The 19140-nt window shown below is 44.8% G+C and carries 20 protein-coding genes; 9 read left to right on the top strand and 11 right to left on the bottom strand.

Translation table 11 applies throughout. The features are described 5' to 3' along the window. Positions 1 to 111 precede the first annotated feature (111 nt). On the top strand, positions 112 to 1047 hold the full coding sequence (locus BN6539_RS02200; protein ID WP_067533245.1) for a DMT family transporter: 936 nt from the start codon (positions 112 to 114) through the stop codon (positions 1045 to 1047). Between the two features lie 63 nt (positions 1048 to 1110). Continuing rightward, the gene (locus BN6539_RS02205) at positions 1111 to 1680 is read left to right on the top strand and encodes an HDIG domain-containing metalloprotein (RefSeq protein WP_067533249.1); all 570 of its coding nucleotides are present in this window, start codon (positions 1111 to 1113) and stop codon (positions 1678 to 1680) included. Between the two features lie 74 nt (positions 1681 to 1754). Here BN6539_RS02205 and BN6539_RS02210 read toward each other — a convergent pair whose 3' ends face one another. Further along, the gene (locus BN6539_RS02210) at positions 1755 to 2972 is read right to left on the bottom strand and encodes a GGDEF domain-containing protein (RefSeq protein WP_207645068.1); all 1218 of its coding nucleotides are present in this window, start codon (positions 2970 to 2972) and stop codon (positions 1755 to 1757) included. 6 nt (positions 2973 to 2978) lie between these two features. Beyond that, positions 2979 to 4196 (bottom strand): GGDEF domain-containing protein, encoded by a 1218-nt coding sequence (locus BN6539_RS02215; protein ID WP_067533255.1) that lies wholly within the window; start codon positions 4194 to 4196, stop codon positions 2979 to 2981. Positions 4197 to 4384: 188 nt separating this feature from the next. Between BN6539_RS02215 and BN6539_RS02220 the strand changes: the two genes are divergently transcribed. Together BN6539_RS02220 and BN6539_RS02225 are read left to right on the top strand one after the other, a co-directional pair. Beyond that, on the top strand, positions 4385 to 4936 hold the full coding sequence (locus tag BN6539_RS02220; protein ID WP_067533258.1) for a phosphoribosyltransferase family protein: 552 nt from the start codon (positions 4385 to 4387) through the stop codon (positions 4934 to 4936). Positions 4937 to 5066: 130 nt separating this feature from the next. Continuing rightward, a complete protein-coding gene (locus BN6539_RS02225) occupies positions 5067 to 5933 on the top strand; it encodes a MerR family transcriptional regulator (RefSeq protein ID WP_067533261.1) in 867 nt (288 codons plus the stop codon). 63 nt (positions 5934 to 5996) lie between these two features. Here the strand turns inward: BN6539_RS02225 and BN6539_RS02230 are convergent, their stop codons facing one another. Then, positions 5997 to 6356: a hypothetical protein gene (locus BN6539_RS02230; RefSeq protein WP_067533264.1), complete on the bottom strand. Its 360-nt coding sequence runs from the start codon at positions 6354 to 6356 to the stop codon at positions 5997 to 5999. Then, on the bottom strand, positions 6356 to 7105 hold the full coding sequence (srtB, locus tag BN6539_RS02235) for a class B sortase (protein ID WP_074038056.1): 750 nt from the start codon (positions 7103 to 7105) through the stop codon (positions 6356 to 6358). The genes BN6539_RS02230 and srtB overlap by 1 nt, the downstream gene beginning before the upstream one ends. Positions 7106 to 7224: 119 nt before the next feature. Between srtB and BN6539_RS02240 the strand changes: the two genes are divergently transcribed. Beyond that, complete coding sequence (locus BN6539_RS02240; protein ID WP_067533267.1) at positions 7225 to 7593, top strand: putative ABC transporter permease; 369 nt, start codon at positions 7225 to 7227, stop codon at positions 7591 to 7593. Positions 7594 to 7607: 14 nt separating this feature from the next. Then, positions 7608 to 9134: a phosphohexomutase domain-containing protein gene (locus tag BN6539_RS02245; RefSeq protein ID WP_067533270.1), complete on the top strand. Its 1527-nt coding sequence runs from the start codon at positions 7608 to 7610 to the stop codon at positions 9132 to 9134. A 254-nt stretch (positions 9135 to 9388) separates the two neighbouring features. Here BN6539_RS02245 and BN6539_RS02250 read toward each other — a convergent pair whose 3' ends face one another. The 3 genes from BN6539_RS02250 to BN6539_RS02260 form a co-directional block, all read right to left on the bottom strand. Further along, positions 9389 to 9997 carry a hypothetical protein gene (locus BN6539_RS02250; RefSeq protein WP_067533273.1) on the bottom strand — a complete coding sequence of 203 codons (609 nt, stop codon included), beginning with the start codon at positions 9995 to 9997 and terminating at the stop codon, positions 9389 to 9391. A 95-nt stretch (positions 9998 to 10092) separates the two neighbouring features. Next, on the bottom strand, positions 10093 to 11163 hold the full coding sequence (buk, locus tag BN6539_RS02255; RefSeq protein WP_067533276.1) for a butyrate kinase: 1071 nt from the start codon (positions 11161 to 11163) through the stop codon (positions 10093 to 10095). Then, the gene (locus BN6539_RS02260; protein ID WP_067533279.1) at positions 11153 to 12022 is read right to left on the bottom strand and encodes a deoxyribonuclease IV; all 870 of its coding nucleotides are present in this window, start codon (positions 12020 to 12022) and stop codon (positions 11153 to 11155) included. The genes buk and BN6539_RS02260 overlap by 11 nt, the downstream gene beginning before the upstream one ends. Before the next feature lie 88 nt (positions 12023 to 12110). Between BN6539_RS02260 and BN6539_RS02265 the strand changes: the two genes are divergently transcribed. The 3 genes from BN6539_RS02265 to BN6539_RS02275 are packed head-to-tail and all read left to right on the top strand — an operon-like array spanning position 12111 to position 13907. Continuing rightward, positions 12111 to 12479 (top strand): YkvA family protein, encoded by a 369-nt coding sequence (locus tag BN6539_RS02265; protein WP_067533281.1) that lies wholly within the window; start codon positions 12111 to 12113, stop codon positions 12477 to 12479. Between the two features lie 30 nt (positions 12480 to 12509). Beyond that, on the top strand, positions 12510 to 12860 hold the full coding sequence (locus tag BN6539_RS02270; protein ID WP_067533284.1) for a transporter: 351 nt from the start codon (positions 12510 to 12512) through the stop codon (positions 12858 to 12860). 12 nt (positions 12861 to 12872) lie between these two features. Then, complete coding sequence (locus BN6539_RS02275; RefSeq protein WP_067533287.1) at positions 12873 to 13907, top strand: DUF2804 domain-containing protein; 1035 nt, start codon at positions 12873 to 12875, stop codon at positions 13905 to 13907. 16 nt (positions 13908 to 13923) lie between these two features. On the opposite strand, the gene BN6539_RS02280 is transcribed toward BN6539_RS02275, so the two are convergent. From BN6539_RS02280 to BN6539_RS02295, 4 genes are read right to left on the bottom strand one after another with little or no spacing between them, the layout of a single operon-like run. Further along, positions 13924 to 15078 (bottom strand): M20 family metallopeptidase, encoded by a 1155-nt coding sequence (locus BN6539_RS02280; protein WP_067533290.1) that lies wholly within the window; start codon positions 15076 to 15078, stop codon positions 13924 to 13926. Next, positions 15065 to 15751: an aspartate/glutamate racemase family protein gene (locus BN6539_RS02285; RefSeq protein WP_067533293.1), complete on the bottom strand. Its 687-nt coding sequence runs from the start codon at positions 15749 to 15751 to the stop codon at positions 15065 to 15067. The genes BN6539_RS02280 and BN6539_RS02285 overlap by 14 nt, the downstream gene beginning before the upstream one ends. A gap of 42 nt (positions 15752 to 15793) precedes the next feature. After that, positions 15794 to 17350 (bottom strand): alanine/glycine:cation symporter family protein, encoded by a 1557-nt coding sequence (locus BN6539_RS02290; protein WP_067533296.1) that lies wholly within the window; start codon positions 17348 to 17350, stop codon positions 15794 to 15796. Positions 17351 to 17372: 22 nt separating this feature from the next. Next, on the bottom strand, positions 17373 to 19109 hold the full coding sequence (locus BN6539_RS02295; RefSeq protein ID WP_067533299.1) for a M28 family peptidase: 1737 nt from the start codon (positions 19107 to 19109) through the stop codon (positions 17373 to 17375). Between the last annotated feature and the right edge of the window lie 31 nt (positions 19110 to 19140).

The raw sequence follows: 19140 nt of genomic DNA on the forward strand, positions 1-19140 counted from the left end.
TTACCATATTTTTGTACGAAAAAAAAGTTTCTTACCTTGTAAACTTTTATTAATTTTAATATAATTATTTGTGTAAGCAATATTTATTTTATTAGAAAAGGATATGATTTTATGAGCAAAAAACTAAAGAGCGACATTATGTTACTCATTACTGCAATTATCTGGGGATCCGCCTTCGTCGCCCAGAAAGCGGGCACGGTGTTAGAACCTTTTACCTACAACGGTATCCGTATGTTAATAGGCGGCCTCGTCCTGATCCCTGTTATCTTCTTGTTCAAAAAGATCAACAAGGAAGATCCCGATAGCGTTCCAAAGACAGAATTAGAGAAGCAGGCAGAAAAGAAAACGCTGATGATCGGCGGTCTCTCCTGCGGTGTTGTTCTCTGCATCGCATCCTCCCTCCAGCAGTTCGGTATGTTCTTTGACACCGATGCCGGAAAGACTGGATTTATCACTTCACTTTATATTGTTATCGTACCAATCCTAGGCCTGTTCCTACATAAGAAGGTAAAACCAGTTATCTGGTTCTGCGTTGCCTTAGGAGCCGTTGGCTTCTATCTGTTATGTATGGCCGGAAAAGGCGGCAGCTTCACTCTGACCACTGGAGATATGTTCGTGCTGCTATGTGCCTTTGCATTTTCTTGTCACATTCTGGTGGTAGACTACTTTGCACCAAAATGCGACGGTATCAAGCTATCCTGTATTCAGTTTCTCACTGCAGGCATTATCGGCATTGTCTGCATGCTGATCTTTGAAAGTCCTGTTATTGCTGATATCCTCGATTGCTGGCTGCCAATTCTATACTGTGGCGTATTTTCATCGGGAATCGCCTATACCTTACAGGTACTCGGTCAAGAACATGCAGAGCCTAGCGTGGCCTCTTTAATTCTCAGTCTGGAGTCCGTTTTTGCCGTACTTTTCGGTGTACTGCTGATTGGCGAATCATTGACCCTCTACGAAGGAATCGGCTGCGTTGTCATTTTCATTGCTGTCATCATTTCACAGCTTCCATCAAAAGAAGAAAGATTGCAACGAAAGAACAATTAGTGTACAATAGGGATTACCTACAGTAGATAAAGGTAAAATATGACAAGATGGGAAGTGATACCAATGATTAGTAGAGAAGAAGCGTTAGAACTTCTGAAAAAATACAACAAAGAAGAATTCCATGTTCATCACGGAATTACGCTGGAATGCGTGATGAAGTACATGGCAAATAAGCTGGGATACAGCGACGAAGCTGAGTTCTGGGGCATTTGCGGACTGCTTCACGATGTGGATTTTGAAATGTGGCCAGAAGAACACTGCAAGAAAGCCGTAGAACTTTTAGAAGAAGCCGGCGTCGATGAGAAAATCATCCACGCAGTCGTATCTCACGGTTATGGCGAATGTTCTGACGTATTCCCAGACCACGAAATGGAAAAGATTCTCTTTGCTATGGATGAATTGACTGGCCTGATCGGTGCTGCAGTCATTCTCAGACCTTCGCACAGCTGCAAGGATATGGATCTCAAATCGCTCAAGAAGAAATTCAAAGATAAGAGATTTGCCGCAGGCTGCAGCCGTGATATTATCCAGAAAGGCGCTGATCAGCTAGGCTGGGAACTGCCAAAACTCATGGAAGAAACATTGGAAGCCATGCAGGCTTGCGAAGATGAAATCATTGCACTAGAAGAATAGTTTCAACATACCTTGAAAGCAACGAAAAAGCATACCGACTGGTATGCTTTTTTTCTGTGCAGGTATCCTGGCTGCTATTCTTTTTTCATTTTCTTCTTATATTCATACATTCTGCGGTCCGCCTCTGTAATCATTTCGTCCACATCGTGGTAATCGGTGCTGTTGACCAGCCCAAAGCTAACTGACATGCGATAGGGATTTTCAAGAGATTCACTGCTTGCCCTTAGTTCTGCAGCTACTTCAGCCATCCTTTCTCTGACGTCAAGCGGATCAGTCTGATAGACCATAAGTATAAATTCATCGCCCCCATAACGAAACAATCGATCACTGTGTTTTCGAAAGTGGCTGCGCAATATTTGTGCTACAGTATATAAGTACTGGTCGCCAAAGGAGTGGCCCAATTCATTATTGACCGTCTTTAATCCATTGAGGTCGATAAAACACAGGCAGAAACGCTCTCCTTTTTCTAACGCTTCTGCCAAAACGTCCACAGCATGCTGACGAGTTCCGCAGCCAGTCAGTTGATCTTGATATGCGATAGAATAGAGTCTTTCTTCTTCTCGTTTGCCCATCTCAAGATTCAGTTTAGCCTGGTAATTCTCAGCGCGGAATTGCTCCAGCCGACTCATCCTATAGGAAAAAGACAGTGCGAGATAGTAACCAATCATCACCACTGCACTCGCTTTTAATTCCCAAAGTTTAAGAACCAGATAATCTCCCGGGGCATAATAGACCAGAAGATTGAGGCACAGGTATCCATACATCGTTAAAACGAGAATAAGGAAGAACTTCAGGCTTTTCTTGTCTTTTAAGACAACCTGCATTTTCATATTTTTCTGCTGGTGCGTTACCGTAAAAAGCCAAAGGCCGGCGCAGAGAAATCCTAAAGCAATGGGATATTGTTTTGCATTTCCCGGCAAAGAAAAATTATTATCAAACGCCGATAGAGGCACCTTCATGATGATCGCCGTGACATTTCTGAAAAAAAGATTCAATGCAAGACCTACTAAGACACCGCTGAGAGCTACCATGATATGCCTCTGGCGGTCGCCGCGGCAAAGCAGACTTACTTCTACAAACAAGCAAATAAAAAAGATATACCAATTTATAATCAGGTGAAGTTCAATTATGGTGCAGAGAATAAAAACAGCATAGTTGATTACAAAAGTAACTAAAATATAGCGTGTTTTTACACGAGGCATATCCATCACTATACTTACATAGCGAAAAAAATAGAAATTATAGAAAAAATATGTCAATGATACCAGCAGAAGAATTGTCACTGTTTTCACCTCCCGTCATCGTCTTCCTTTTTTATCTTCGTACATACGACGGTCTGCTTCATTTAGATATTCGGCAATATCACTTTTTGAATGGGCAGGCACCCAGACGACTCCATAACTGTAGCAAATTTTATAAACTTTGTCTTGTTCCATTCTCTCCCGTATTGCTTTCATGCGCCCTTCGGTTTCCTTCTCTGTACAGTCTGGCATCAAAATGAGAAATTCATCGCCACCAAGCCTTGATAAAGTGTCCAGGCTTCTTAATTGTGCTTTTAATTTGCTGACAAATAGTTTCAGATGAAGATCTCCCTGTATATGACCCTGCTCATCGTTAATGTGTTTTAACGAGTCTAAGTCTATATAGACCATGCAAAAAGAATATCCGTTATTCATCATCTCAGCCATCTGTTTCTGGGCATAAGTCCTGGTGAAAGCCCCTGTCAAATAATCGATATAGGCGTCCTTCTCCATCATAGCCGTCCGCAGACGCTGCTCTCGCTCTTCTGTCTTCAGACGGATTTTTTCTTCTTCCAGATATGCGTTTTCCGTAATATGATAGACATGGATATGAAAAAAAGCTAAAAGAAATAGAACCAGTACGTTACTGCCAATTAAAAACAGGGATACTAAATCGGCAGGCAGTCTGAACATAGAAGGAATACTGTCCACGAATACCACGATCAACCAGAACCACATAGAGTAACCCAGGAGCAGAAACTCTGGCCTTTCATATACAAAAAACAAGTTCTCCTGTCTATCGATGATACTGCGCATCAAATGGATTCCCAATGCGTTGGCCAGCATGGTCAAAATCAGACTGACCCCCTGAAGGCCAGGGCGCATAAGCACGATATTGATATCTGCACGATTTGCCAAAGCCATCGTTCCCAGAATAATCAGGTTAATTGATGCAAAATATACAAACTGCATATTTACAATATAAAAACTCTTTTTCCCATCTTGTCTGCTCAGCCCTCCGATGCAGAGGATTAAGTATAGCACGACAAAACACAGAGGAAGAGGTATATACCAAAATAGAACCGCAATGCCTCCGGCCATTACCAGCAAATAACAGCACAGTCTTCTGTATCGGGGAACCTCCGAGATTAGTTTTACGCTTTTTTGGAGCGCTTCAGCTTCATAACAATATATAATAGACGCCAAAATTGTCAGCAGTGTAATCATCGTCATTATGATAAAAATATTTTCCTTTCTGGCAATACCCCACGTCAAAGCCTTCCTCCAACCGGCTGGCATAGCTTTTTCCAGCGGGACTCCTTTTACAATCTACATGGGTACATTGTAACACCTGTCTATGAGAATAACAAGAAGAGGTCTTGATTGCCAGTTGAAACTGAAGCCTTGAAATAGTATAATAATTGATGTGGTTTTACAATTTGTTTGAGAAAGGAACAAGATTCATGTATTACGAAATGACAATAGCAGGGTTAAAGCGTCAACTACCATTATGCAAAATTACTGACGACCTCTATATCGGCGCCTTTATCATGTTCAGTGATGTGGAAATTACACGGGCATGCGCCAGGGAACTCCTGAAGGCTGCGCCAGAATTTGACGTCATCATCACTGCAGAATCAAAGGGCATTCCCCTTGCTTACGAAATGGCAAGACAAGCCGGCACAAACGACTACGTGGTAGCTAGAAAAGGAGCCAAGCTGTATATGGACAATATCATTACCACTGACGTCAACTCCATTACAACCGATCATGTCCAAACCTTGTGTCTTGGGCAGAAAGAAGCTGATCTGATGCATGGGAAAAGAATCCTCATTGTCGATGACGTAATCAGCACTGGAGAATCCCTCCGTTCATTGGAAGCCCTCGTAAGACAAGTAGGCGGAAACATCGTCTGCAGAATGACTGTACTGGCAGAGGGAGAAGCGGCAGAGAGAGATGATATCATCTTTTTAGAAAAGTTACCAGTCTTTCATGCCGACGGCACAATTAAATAATTAGAATGATAGTAAAGAGGCTTCTTGTACTGACCCTGGTGCGATGCCTCTTTTTTTACAAAAAAACAGTTGACTCCCACGTTACGTGATAATGTAGGATAGAGACATAGTTAATTAGGAGCTGATGATTATGAGAACAACAAGCCAAGTTGCAAAACTGACCGGAATAAGCGTGCGCACTTTGCAGTACTATGATGAAATCAATCTGCTCAATCCAAGCCAGCTTACTTCATCGGGCTATCGTCTATACGACGATGAGGACCTTAAAAAACTGCAGCAGATCTTATTTTTTAAAGAGCTGGATTTCAAGCTGAAAGAAATTAAGGCAATTATTGGGCAGCCGGATTATTGCCAAATTGAAGTCTATAAGAAGCAGAAAAAGCTGCTCTCTTTAAAACGCGACCGGCTCAACAGGCTGATCTCGCTTCTGGATAAGCTGGAGAAAGGAGAATCACGTATGAGTTTTACAGAATTTGATTTGAGTGAGTATATCGACGCATTAGAACAGTTCAAAACCTCTGAACCAGATCAGATCATAAAGTACTGGGGCAGTGTAGAAAGCTTTGATAAGCTGATTGAAAAGGTCAAGGAGGATGAACCTCATCTTGCCCAGCTTGCCGTCAAACAATTCGGCAGCGTGGAGAAATATACGGAGGCGATGAAGAATAACCTGGCACATTTCTCAGAATTGATGGAGCAGGCTGATGGGATGAGGGAAAGCATAGATACGCTGATGAAAAAAAATGACGATCTGCATGTACGTCTGACCGCCGATATGGACAGGGAAGTTTCTTCCCCAGAAGTACAACGCGCCCTGCAGGAAATTATCGAATTATCTCAGGATTCCCTCATGGGTATGGCTGTGGGAGACGGCTACTGGAATATGGTTATTGAAAGCTATGAAAACGAAATCAATAAAGCGATTACAGATCAAAAATATGGCGAAGGGGCATCGGACTATATTGCAGATGCGCTCAGGTACTACTTCCACAAGTAAATACAAAAAAGGCTGCGTTTCAATTTAAGGAAACGCAGCCTTTTTTATAATATGTACAGGTATTTATAAAATATCCAGCTTGCATGTCTCTGACAGGAATTTACCAATTCGTTCCTTCCGTTCCACCTCGTCTTTCGGCCAGGTGAACAAATCGACACCTTTCCAACTGGCATGATCGACACTGTAAGTTGGTATTTCATTTTCATATATCGCTTCGCTGGCGTCTACTCGAAAACCGTTAATGGACTTATGAGGGCCGCCGTTTAGAATAAACCCTTTGATTTCTCCCAGGCTGTCCAGGTCCTCCTGTGAAGCCTCATGACTGCAGATGACTGCCGGCACGCCAAAACTCTCGACATCCTCTTTGATCATCTGACAATTCTCATGTCCTAAATCTACGATTACAATTACTCCCGTTTCCATCACTTGTTCTCCTCCATTTCTGCAAGTTTCCCATACACGACCAGTCTTGCATCGTCAAATTCATAGGTACAGGTGCTCAACATCACAATTTTCTCTTCGCTGGAAGCTGTCACGCCTGTGTTGATTTCGCTATTTGCCATGATCCAGTCGAGATACGACTGCTTATCGTCTTTGCCGGAAAAGCTGTATTGATATTTATCACTATCTGCGGCAATCGTCACTACGCCAAAGACCTGGACATCGTATTTTTTCTCTGGTGTAATCAGCATCATCTTTTTGTGCTGATTAAAATACTCTTTATCTCGATATTTGGTCAGAGAGTTGAACATGCTGCCGTCCTTCATTCTGTGACCGTAGATGATGGTATTGAAATCTTCAAAAGGGTTCTCGCAACGGTAGTCTATAAAAATAGAACCTTTGCCGTTCCACTCACCGTTAATCATACGATACAGATAATACTGGTTGTCCTTTCCCTGTACGACAGGATAATTGATAACCGTATCTTTCGAATAAATCCAAGCTTTGACATCCTTGTTTTTCTTGACCAATGCGTCAAAATCCACTTCCCCAGTAAAAGAGTCCGCTTGAACTCCCGCCAACTGCTGTACGCTGTTATATTCTTTTGTTCCTTCGTAATACTCATATAAAATCGTTCCAATTTTGTAGAGACAGAACGCAATAATCAAGATCAAAACAGCAAGAATAATCCTGTAAAGGACGCCGCTTTTTTTCTTAGCTTTTTTTGTCATATCGATGAATTTCTCCTCTGTCACCTCAGGCTTGATTTATTTTTATTATTGTATCACATTTCCTTTTCTTTTTCATTGTTTTACGTATAAAAAAGAACGCGGATTCCAATATTAAAACCATGGAATTAATAGTATTTGTTTTGGGTGGAGCTTTTTACGGCCTTACAGAATTTATATATCGAGGCTGGACCCACTGGACCATGGTGCTGACAGGCGGCGCTGTCGTGCTTACGTTCTATCTTCTTGTTCCATTTTTATTTAATATGAATGTTTTTCTTGCAGCCATGACCGGCGCTTTGATTATCACCGCATATGAATTTTCAATGGGCGTCGTTGTCAATCTATGGCTGCACTGGGATGTATGGGATTACTCCTCTCGTCCTGGCAATGTACTGGGGCAGATTTGCCCGCTATATACAGCTTACTGGTTTGTAATATGCCTTGCCTTCTTCTCCTTGATAAAATATAATAAAGGTATACTTTTTTAGCAGGAGATGAAAATATGCCTAAATACGATTACAGCAAATTACAAAATGGCAGCGATATCAGAGGTGTCGCCATCGGCGGCGTCTCTGGAGAAATAGTAAATCTGGACAGGGAGACGACAGAACGCCTTGCTAAAGGTTTTCTGTACTGGCTGTCGTCAAAGACCGGAAAGGAGTCCGCTTCTCTAACCATATCTATTGGACGAGATCCGAGACTATCTGGTCCTGATTTAACAGATGCTTTCTGCCAGGCACTCTCGCCTTATGGCTGCAGACTTTTAAATGCGGGATTGTCATCAACGCCAGCCATGTTCATGTCAACAATTTTTGAAGAATATAAATGTGACGGCGCTATCATGGTGACAGCCAGCCATCTGCCTTTTAACCGCAATGGTCTCAAATTCTTTGACCGTGGGGGAGGGTTAGACAAAGGCGATATCACCGACATCATCACCTTTGCAGAATCAGACTCGATATTAAATTCCATACGGGGCCAGACGCCCGGAGAAGTGGCGGAAATCCCACTTCTCGATACATATTCTGCCCACCTGCGCAGACTGATTATTGACGGCACCAGACTGGGAGAAAAACCGCTGACAGGAATGAAAATCACTGTCGACGCAGGGAATGGCTCTGGCGGTTTCTTTGCCACAAAGGTACTAGAACCCCTAGGCGCTGACATCTCTTCCAGCCAGTTCTTGGTACCGGATGGAACTTTTCCAAACCATGCGCCAAATCCGGAAGACAAGAAAGCGATGGAGGCAATCTGTTCCCGCGTCAAGGATGCAGAGACAGATTTAGGTCTTATCTTTGATACAGACGTAGACAGATCCTCTGCCGTAGATGAAAAGGGCTGTGAAATCAATCGAAACGGCATCGTCGCCATGGCTGCTGCTTTGATTGCAGACGATAATCCAGGAACCACCGTCGTCACAGACAGCATCACCAGCAACCAGTTGACTTCGTTTTTAGAGAAGAAACTAGGGCTGAAACACCTGCGCTTCAAACGGGGTTACAAAAACGTAATCAACAAATCCATTCAATTGAATCAAGAAGGAACTGACAGCCAGCTGGCCATCGAAACTTCCGGCCACGCCGCATATAAAGAAAACTACTTCCTCGACGATGGCGCTTATCTCGCTACTAAAATCGTCATCAAAGCGGCAAAGCTCTATCAGGCTGGCCAGGGTATTTCCAAGGTCATCGCCGATATGGAAATGCCGGCAGAATCCGTGGAAGTGAGATTTCCGATTCTGGCAGCTAACTTTGCGGCTTACGGCGATCAAATTATTGAGGATTTACGAGATCTTGTCGCATCCGGTCAGCTCGAAGGCGCGACGCTCGTCACGCCCAACTACGAAGGTGTGCGCATCAATTTTGAGAGACCGTCTCTAAAAGGATGGTTACTGCTCCGCAAATCGCTGCATGATCCAATCATGCCCCTCAATATCGAGTCCGATACGGAAGGGGGCTGTGCGGCAATCCGGGAATTGTTAAAGCCCATCCTGGAAGCTTATGAGGAACTGGACATCTCTGCACTGTGATTGACTGTCCATGAAAGAGTCCAGCTCTGAGATTTATGGAATTGCTGGTGCGCAAATGATGAATGCATGCTGGCTTGGATTCCATACTTCGATGTCGAGATGGCTATAGACGACCTGATAGAAATTCATAAACAAAAATGTGCTGACCATAATTCAATATAATCCATCAAAAACCAACAGAGCACTTGTTTGCGATCAAATTCGCTCCAAGTGCTCTGTTTTTTCACCTAAATGCCGGAAAAGACATCTGGCTTTTATTTAAATTCCAATGATTTGTAGAATACCTCTACATCCTTCCATTCGTAGTCAAAGACGATAATCGTCACCGATTCAAACTCTCTGACCAGCGCCCCTGCGTATCTGTCATTGCGCAGTTCTTCAATGGTAAAACCCGGTACGGAAAGTCCAAATCTGCCAGCGTTAGCCATGATGCCAGCCTTCATATAGCTGACAAATTCCGCCCATTCCTCATCGCCCGTCATATCCGCCGCCTCTTGTTTGGCGGATAATTTGATACGATCTCTTTCGTTGGCATCCCCTTTCAGTCCCCTGACGGCAAAATAGTTAATCCACTTGTTGAGCATCTCATTATCCGCACACTTTTCAAACGCTTCCAGAATGTCTTCTTTCGGCACGGACACCCGATAGAAATATCGGTTGTCATAGGTATCGATCTTTTCCACGTTCTCAAAAGCTTCCTCAAGAGTTTCCTGATAGACCTCTGCCGAAACCTTTTCGTCCGACAGAACCGGAAAAGATACCACTAGATAGTCTGGCGCGGGGATGTATTGTGAATTCTTATATTCTGCTAAGGCATGCTGAATGCCTATATTCTCTGAAATAAGTTGTACAGCTCTGTTCATAATACTCACCTCGTTAATAATCCGTTCCCAATTTGCATTTTTCTGACAAATCTATTTTATCACATTTTATTTGTGACGCATAGTTAAAATATAGATTAATACTCTTTTGCGATTTCCTCCCCTTGCAGCATGCGCAGCGCACCGCCTGCCAGAGCTTCCATCTCACCCTCTCCTGCCATGACCTCAATCTTACCGATATGCCCGCAATATTCTGCAATCATGTCAGTCAGCATCTTGGAGCGGGCAATGCCGCCTGTCAGGATGATCACATCTACTTTGCCCTTTAAGACACAGGACAGTCCTGCCACAGACTTTGCCACTTGCAAAGCCATGGCCTCATAGACTAATTTGGCATACTCATCACCGCTCTCAATGCGCTTTTCAACTTCCAGGCAATCCTTTGTCCCCAAATAGGAATAAAGCCCGCCTTTTCCACTGATCAAGTCTTCCATGTCCTTCTCTGTGTGTCTGCCGTCAAAGCAAAGCTTTTTGAAGAGCAGAAGCGGGACGCCGCCAGACCGTTCCGGTGCCATAGGACCGTCATCATATGCTGCAGTATCGATTACCTTCCCATCTCTCCAGGCATTGGCTGTAATACCTCCGCCCATGTGGCAGACGATGAGCTGCATGTCCCTATAGTCTCTGCCAACAGACGCCGCATATTTGATAGCCTGCGCCCTCGAATTTAAAAGATGGGTTGCACCATACTTTTCCGCCCCGGCAATCCCAGTGAGTTTCACAACGTCCAGCAAATCACATCCCATGGTAGAATCGTAAATATATGCAGGCAGATTCAGAGGCTTTGCAATCATGTAAGCCAAAATCCCGCCCAGGCTGGATGCATGCTGCGGAATCGTGGAGCTTGCCAGTTTGTCACAGAGTTTTTTGTTCACCTTGTATCCGCCGCCTGCCAGGTCATAGACCATGCCGCCTCTGCCGACGACCGCGGAGAGATTGGACAGATCATAGCCGTCTTCTTGCAGCATCTGCAGGATCATGTCTCTTCTATATTCTCTCTGTGATGCCACATTGGGGAAAGATAGGATCTTATTCTCGTCGTGAACGATGGTTTCCTCAAAGAGCACGTCCTTGTTTTGATTGGTATAGACGGCGATCTTCGTCGTCGTGGAGCCTGGATTGATGACCAGGATATCTTTAATTTCCATATGTTTCACTCTCCTTCCGCAGCATCTTGATTTCTCTGGCATAACCCTCCAGGTCTTCCTGCGGCGTCTCCAGAATGCAAGGGATTCCCGCCAGTTTCGGATGGTTGATCACCTGCAGTATGGTTTTGAGCCCCAGATGACCTTCGCCGATACAGGCGTGCCGATCCTTGTGGGCGCCTCTTTCGTTCATGCTGTCGTTGATGTGCAGAGCTTTGAGCCTGTCAAGGCCGACCACCCGGTCAAACTCCTCAAGGACGCCGTCCAAATCATTGATAATATCGTAACCGGCGTCACTGACGTGACAGGTGTCCAGGCAGACGCCCATTTTTTCGTCATGGTTCACCCGGGAAATAATCTCAGCCAGTTCTTCAAATCGGCTGCCCACTTCGCTGCCCTTCCCAGACATGGTCTCCAGCAATATCACCGTCGACTGCTCCGGCGTGATAATCTGGTTCAGTAAATCACTGATCAGTTCGATTCCCTTCTCTATCCCTTGTCCCACATGGCTGCCGGGATGGAAATTGTAATAGTTGCCTGGAAGATATTCCATTCTCCTCATATCGTCTTCCATAGCCATATGGGCAAAGTTCCTCGTTTTTTCCGTAGCGGAACACGGGTTCAGCGTATATGGCGCATGGGCTACCAATTTTCCAAAATGCTTTTCTTCTAATATCTCTTTCAGCTTTTCTACATCCGCCTCGTCAATTTCTTTTGCCTTTCCCCCTCTGGGATTTCTTGTAAAAAAAGCGAAGGTATTGGCATCGATATCACATGCATTCTTTCCCATGGCTGCAAACCCTTTCACGGAAGAAAGATGGCAGCCGATTAATAATCTCTTGTTTTCTATTTTCTTATCCATAGCCTATATTGTACTACATTTGACGCAAAAATCCAAAGCCTTTGAAATATTTCCATGACATCCGCCCTAATTCGTGTATAATGAACTTATGGCACTAAAAGAGAACGCAAAAAAACTAAAACAGAATATCCCAGCCGTCTTTTTAGCGCTGAAGGATCAGGACACACCGATAGCCGCAAAACTCGTGGCTGCTGTCACAGTAGCCTATGCCCTCTCCCCCATTGATCTCATGCCGGACTTTATACCTGTCCTCGGATATTTAGATGATCTTATCCTGCTGCCCGCGCTGACAGCATTGACCATCAAATTGATTCCCCGAGAGGTGTGGGAGCGAAACCTGAAATGTGCGGAAAATATGTGGGCAGATGGGAAACCCAAAAAATGGTACTATGCAGTCCCCATCTTGATTGTCTGGATTTTGCTGTTCTGCCTCATCATAAAGGTCATCTGGTTTTAAAATCGTCTCAGGTTAAGAGGAGAATCATTTATGAATACCATACAACATATCTGTATCGCTTTATCAGCAGGTCTTGTCATCGGCTTTTTCTGCGGCGGGATCAAAGCCTCATTTTTCCGCAAAGAATACTCAGAAAAAAAGGTCGCTGCCACGCGCAGGTTGATAAACAAAGCTGCCGGTGTATTAAAATATTTCACATTCATGCTGCTGCTCATAGGGCTGCTGTGGTGCGTCTATTTTCTAGTTTTAGCAGTAGTGCAACCGGAACAAGTCGACTACGCGAATAACATGGCTGAACTGATTGTGGCCGGTTTAACAGTGATATCCATTTTATTTGCCTTCGTCGAGTTCATACGCGGAAAAGGTGATAAGAAAGAATAAGGAGGTCTGATTATGCAGCACGAAATCACAAAAGTCGCTCCATTACTGGATGCCAAGGGTCATTTAGCGGAACCGGGCTACGCAAAATCCCTGCTGCCTATCTACAACAGGAACGCCATCAAAGCTCCTGGATGGCGCATCAAAGAATGGGATTACTATTATATCGGCAATGACGATTACGGCGTCGCTTTGACCATCGCAGACAATTCCTACATGGGACTAGACAGCGTCACCCTTTTGGATTTCAGGATTCCCTGGCAGCAGACGACCAGCCCCATGTCCTTTTTCACGGGCGGCAAAGTAGGCTTTCCTTCCACCTCTGCATCCGGCGATGTAACGCATAGCGGAAAGCACCACGCCCTTTCCTTTCAAAAAGAAGGCGCGACCAGAGTCCTGTCCTTCCGTATGGATCATTTCTGCAAAGGAAAACCCATAGAAGGGCGCCTGGAATTGACGGAGCCGCCTGGAGACTCCATGGTCATCGTCACTCCTTTTGCCGGAGCGCCTGACCACTTTTATTTCAATCAGAAGATCAACTGCATGCCAGCAAGGGGCAGCGTCCGCTTTGATGGACAGGAGTATGTCTTTGATCCTGCCACGTCCTTTGCTGTGCTGGATTGGGGACGCGGCGTCTGGACCTATAAAAACACATGGTACTGGGGCAGCGCTTCAGGGCTTGTGGACGGCGTGCCATTTGGCTTCAACATCGGCTACGGCTTCGGCGATACCTCCGCCGCCACCGAAAACATGCTCTTTTACAATCACAAAGCCCACAAGTTAGACCAGGTGGCTTTCCACATTCCGACGGGTAAAGACGGTAACGAAGACTATCTCAAACCGTGGAAGTTCACCAGCAATAACGACCGCTTCGAAATGGAGTTCCAACCGATCATTGACCGCCATGCCGATTCCAACGTCCTTCTCATCCGCTCCAATCAGCATCAAGTTTTCGGCAGATTCTCCGGCAAAGCCGTTCTCGACGACGGCACTGAGATACAGGTGGAGAATCTGATGGGATTTGCAGAAAAAGTATATAACAAGTGGTAAACGAAAAGAGAACTCGTCATGAGTTCTCTTTTTTAAAGAATTTTTCGATATATTCCTCCAATATACACATATAGTTTCGAATGGTCTCTGCTACCACATATTCCCCTGCCTTATGAAAATTTACTCCTTGCGGACCGAATAAAACCACTGGAATGCCAAGTTCCTTGTTCAGGATATTCCCGTCGCTAACGCTCTGATTGATGCAAAGCGAGGGGACAAAACCGCCCACTCGTCCTGCGGTCTGCACCAGCAGTTCCAAGTCTTCATTTCTCAAATCCACAGCATAGGAAGGGTAGTAGGGAATTTCTCTGCTGATTTTGATTCTTCCTTCACCGACAGTTTGCTGATATAAATCCATAAGGTCTGTCATCAAGTCTGCTGCCGCTTCGCCGCTATCCAACTGTTTATTCAATAAACAGCTGCATCGATCCGGCACGCTGAGACTGTAACCTTCCCAAGGACTCTCAATCTGTAATACGCAGTGCGACGCTCCCCTTTTCTGTTTATATAGGCTCCCATATCTTTCATCGACAGCTTGAATCAATTTTGCCATACAGGAAACTGCATTGATGCCGTTCTCCGGTGTTGCTCCATGGCACGTACTGCCGATCACCTCTATTCTGAACAGCGCTTTCCCTGTAGCACCAACGACGATATGATCGTAATGGGGCTCAGCAAAAATACCAAAGTCTGCGATTTGTTCCTGGTGCTCCTGCGTCCAGTTTACATACTCAATTGCGCCTATGGAATGTCGTTCCTCGTCACATAAGCAGACCATTTCTATCTCTCCCTGAAAGGGAACCCCCTCATCGAGGAGTTTCTTGAGTACGGTAATCTGTGCAGCTAACCCACCTTTCATATCTCCGCAGCCCAGTCCGTAATATCGACCTTCCTCTTCTCTAGCAATGAGTGGATTGTCAGCCCATCCTTTGTCAGGTTTTACTGTATCCATATGACCACCCAAGAGAAGTTTTCTCCGTGGTGCTCCCTGTCCCTGTAGTTTTGCAATGACGTTATAACTATTCTCCCTCACCTGGTGAAGATGAGTTATAAGCCCCATTTCATGAAACAAGGTATCTAAGAAGCTGGCAATATCCTTCTCGCCTTGTGAATTACTAGGAATGGAAACGATTTTTTTCATCAAATCTATCGCAAAGTCAAAGTAGTCCATATTCTTTGCCCTTCTTATACTTTGGATAAACCTTCTGGTTATGTCTCAGACCGGTACGTATACTGGTCTCTGCGTAAGCCACTGCCAACGTTGACGGATCATAGATTGTAATACCGTACTTTTTTTCTATTTCCTCTCCGAATGCCGCCATGCCCAGACATGCCAGCACCGCCCCATCAATAGTTTCCTGTTCTATCGCTTCGCAGATTACTTTATCCAGATAGTCCTTCGTAACCTGAGGATTTCTCCTCAATTCTACTACCGGAATATTCAACGCTCTGACAGAGGTCATTTTATCCGCTAATCCACTGCCCTTCAGCCTGCGATAAGTTCTAGCTATATTGTCTTCCGTCGTCGTGATTACTGTAAAGCGGTTAGAAAGTAAGCCAGCCGCCGTCAGGGTCACCTCTCCCGGCCCAATAACCGGAATAGATACGTTCTCCCGCACAGCATCAATAGCCAAATCACTGAAGCAATAGATAATGATTCCATCAAAGCCCTCCTCCTCTGCTCTGATGCAGTCTTTAATCACTTCCGCAGCGGCCAGCACCTCATCAGTATGGGATTCAATGGCGTCAGGTCCCCGTCTTATGCAATCCACTGAAATCTGTATTTCTTTAGAGACAGCATGGGAAAGCATCTCTTCCCGCGCTGTCAGAGTATTTCTATCCATCCCACTGTTAGGGATAACGACCTTTATCTTTATCACTTTGGGTCACGCCCCTTTCTTGGATTTAGCAAAGTCCTTTGTCCAAATGCTGGTTTCTATACCGATCCGCTCAGAAACAAAGGGTTCGCCCTCGGTATCCACGTAATCCTTCAGAGCTTTTAGTGCGATTTTCCCGCCGATTAAAATGGTCGGCACGTTGATAAAGATAAACGTTACGTTGATCAGATCCGAAATACTCCACATGTTTCCCAGTTCTAAGCCGGATAACACACTGAGGCACCCGGCCGGTACCATGACAAAGACACTCATTATTCTGATTACTTTTGTCATCTTCGCACTGCCGGAAATTTTGCTGGCCGAAATCTCACAGAAGATGATACCGCCCAAAAGGGTTGTAAATCCAAAGAAGCCATAGGCCAAACACACGATGACAACAGCGGCGTTGTCGAAGGCGGTTCCCGGCATCAAAACTGCCACTGACTGCGTAAATACATCAATGATGGAATTGGAGATAGACTCCCAGTCATAAGCGGGATGAGACCATATTGCGCCCATCGTCACCATAAAGCCCGTCATAGTACAGATAATAAACGTGTCCAGGAAAACAGCAATAGATTGGATAAAGCCTTGTTCACAAGGGTGGTCGTTATCAGCAGAGGCTGCCGCCATAGTGGTGGTACCCATACCGGCCTCATTAGAGAGCAGGCCTCTTTTTATGCCCTGAATTAATGCTACGCCGAACATACCGCCGAAGATGGCATCTGGTCGAAAAGCACCTTTGAAGACAGAAACAAAGAAAACCGGTAGTTTGTCAATATTGACGACGACGATAAAGATAACTAATACAGAGTAGCCGATTGCCATGACGGGTACCATCTTGTCGGTCAGCTTTGTGACACGTTTGATACCGCCGAAAACGACAATGGCAAGAGTAATGACGATTAAAACTGCCAGAGAATAGTACAGAACAGAAGTCCGCTCCGCCGGATGTCCTGTCAGAGTTGTAACAATAGTGCCTGCCGAGGTGAACAGGTGAAAGGTATGTACTGGCATGCTGAGCATTCTATAAAGAATGAATGCAACACCAATTGCGACGCCGACCCAGTGGCGATTCTGATAAATCTTTTCCGCGTAATGAGTCAAGCCCCCTACATACTCGTCATTTTTCTGTTCCTTGAATATCTGTGACAGCGTCGCTTCAATAAAGGAGGTCGCCATACCCAGGAAAGCCGAAAACCACATCCAGAACAGCGCATCCGGTCCGCCGACAGCAATGGCTCCTGTAACACCTACGATATTTCCGGCGCCGATACGCATTGCGGCAGACAACATGAACGAGGCAAAAGGGCTGACGCCGATTTCTGCAGTTTTTTTCTTTGTCAAAATTTTAATGCCTTTTTTGAAATAGCGAATTTGGACGAATTTTGATCGCAGCGTAAAGATGATTCCCGCCGAAAACAACATGATTACGGGAAGTGTGAACTGTCCTAAAATTGGAATATTGTTCCACCAGCCGTATTGGGTAGGAAAGGCCCACAGGTAGTTGCTGATTGCCAGAAAATTTCCAAAGAAATCGTTGACGATACTTAATACATGTTCCATTTGTAACTCCTTTCTTCATTCTTTACAAAAGCACCTTTTTGTACACTTTGCCAAAATCAATTACCGTCTTCAGCCCGTCTGTAATTCTATTTTTATTTCTTACTACTAACGTCTCAATTAATCCGTACTCCAGAGAGGAGGGTTCCAGCTTATCTAACTGTTTGATTTCCGCAAGGAGTGGGATTGGTTCTGTTAAATTTGTGTGCCCATAACGGTCCTGGTCAAATTTTGATCCATAAGTCTGAAAGATATTTGTCAAACTGTGGGATACGATCTTAACGAACTCATTGTAATCACTCCTTTTCGACGGAGCAAGGCTGGCGCTATTATTCTGAATCCCCAAGACCAGTTCTTTCGCCTCTTTTAGATTGGCCAGCACATCGGTAAAATCCACTTTTTCCTGATACACCTCTGCCAGAGGATAAAGATTTTTTTCTATCTGATCAAACTTCCGTCTAAAATCGTAAGGCAATAGGTCGCTGTTGACGAAGTTGTAAATAAATTCAGCATGAATCAGCGTATCTTGATATAGAATCTGCGGGTCGCACTTATCGATACCGTCTTCTTTTGTATGGTTCCACCATCCTAAGGTCGCTCCGTGAGCTTTCTCCATATCCTCCTCCGTAAAGGAAATCCTCTGGCAAAGCGAGGGAATACCGATGCCCATAAAGCTTTGATCGCCAATCTTCTTCAGGGTCATGATTCGCAGTTCCCCCTCTTTCATCTGCTTTACATTATTGCGAGCAAAGGAATAGAGCTCATCCGATGATTTAATCTCCAGCTTTTTTGTCAATGCCACGCCTGTGGAATCAATGTGCATATACGCAATACACTTTTTATTCAGCAAATCCCAATAGTGATCTAAGAACCAGGTGGAGCCGGCTGCCTCTGCAATTTCATGTCCGTTCCAGAATACCACGTGAATATCGCGTTTGAGTTGTTTTCTGTGTCTGGTCAGCACCCGACAAAGTTCTAAAGTCGTCGCATTGCCTGTCGCATTGCAAGTCACGCCTGGCTGCCATGCATCCAGGTGTGATGCAACCAACATAAATTCATCACTCTCGCCATTTCCTCGAATAATGCCATAAGGTTGCCGCACTTTTGACCACCTTCTATCGGCAATGGCAGTGACTTTTGCAATCACTTTTTCTCCCCCTTGGCATAATTTTTTAATGCGAAGACCAGCGTGCCTTGTAATCCCCACGCCTATCAAATCGGGCATTTCTTTCAGAGATTGGGGGGTGGGGTTTCCCCATACAGATTTTAAGGCTCTATGGCAGATTACCTCTTCATCGTTGCCCCAGTTCATACACATTATCCCGGCAGCGCCCATCTGTGCAGCAATATAAGCCTTTTCCGGCACTGGCGGTGCATAGGAGACTTCCACAAGCACCATCTTGCCCCGAACATCCTTTTCCTCATAGGCAGAAATAGATCCATCAGCTACATATACAATTTCAAAATCCCTGCCATCTTTTCCTGTCGATCGAATGTGTCCGCAAGGCAGACTGTCGATTTGAAACTTTTCAGGTGAAATAATCTCAACCTTCGACTCCATAGGGGTGCTGTTGTATGCATCAAACTCCAGCGTCTCTGCTTCCATGCCATAGGATTCCATGACATTCGTTACATACCGTGCAGCTTTTTCCTCCGTTTCACTGCCTGAAAGTCTGTAGGGGAAGTTCTCTGTCATGTAGTGAATCCTGTCCATCATTTGATCCAGACTGATTTCTTCTAATATTTTTTTCAGATTTTCCATGTCTCCTCCTTTTACATGCTTGATTCTTGTT

This window comes from Emergencia timonensis, assembly GCF_900086585.1.
Taxonomy (GTDB): Bacteria; Bacillota; Clostridia; order Peptostreptococcales; family Anaerovoracaceae; genus Senimuribacter; species Senimuribacter timonensis.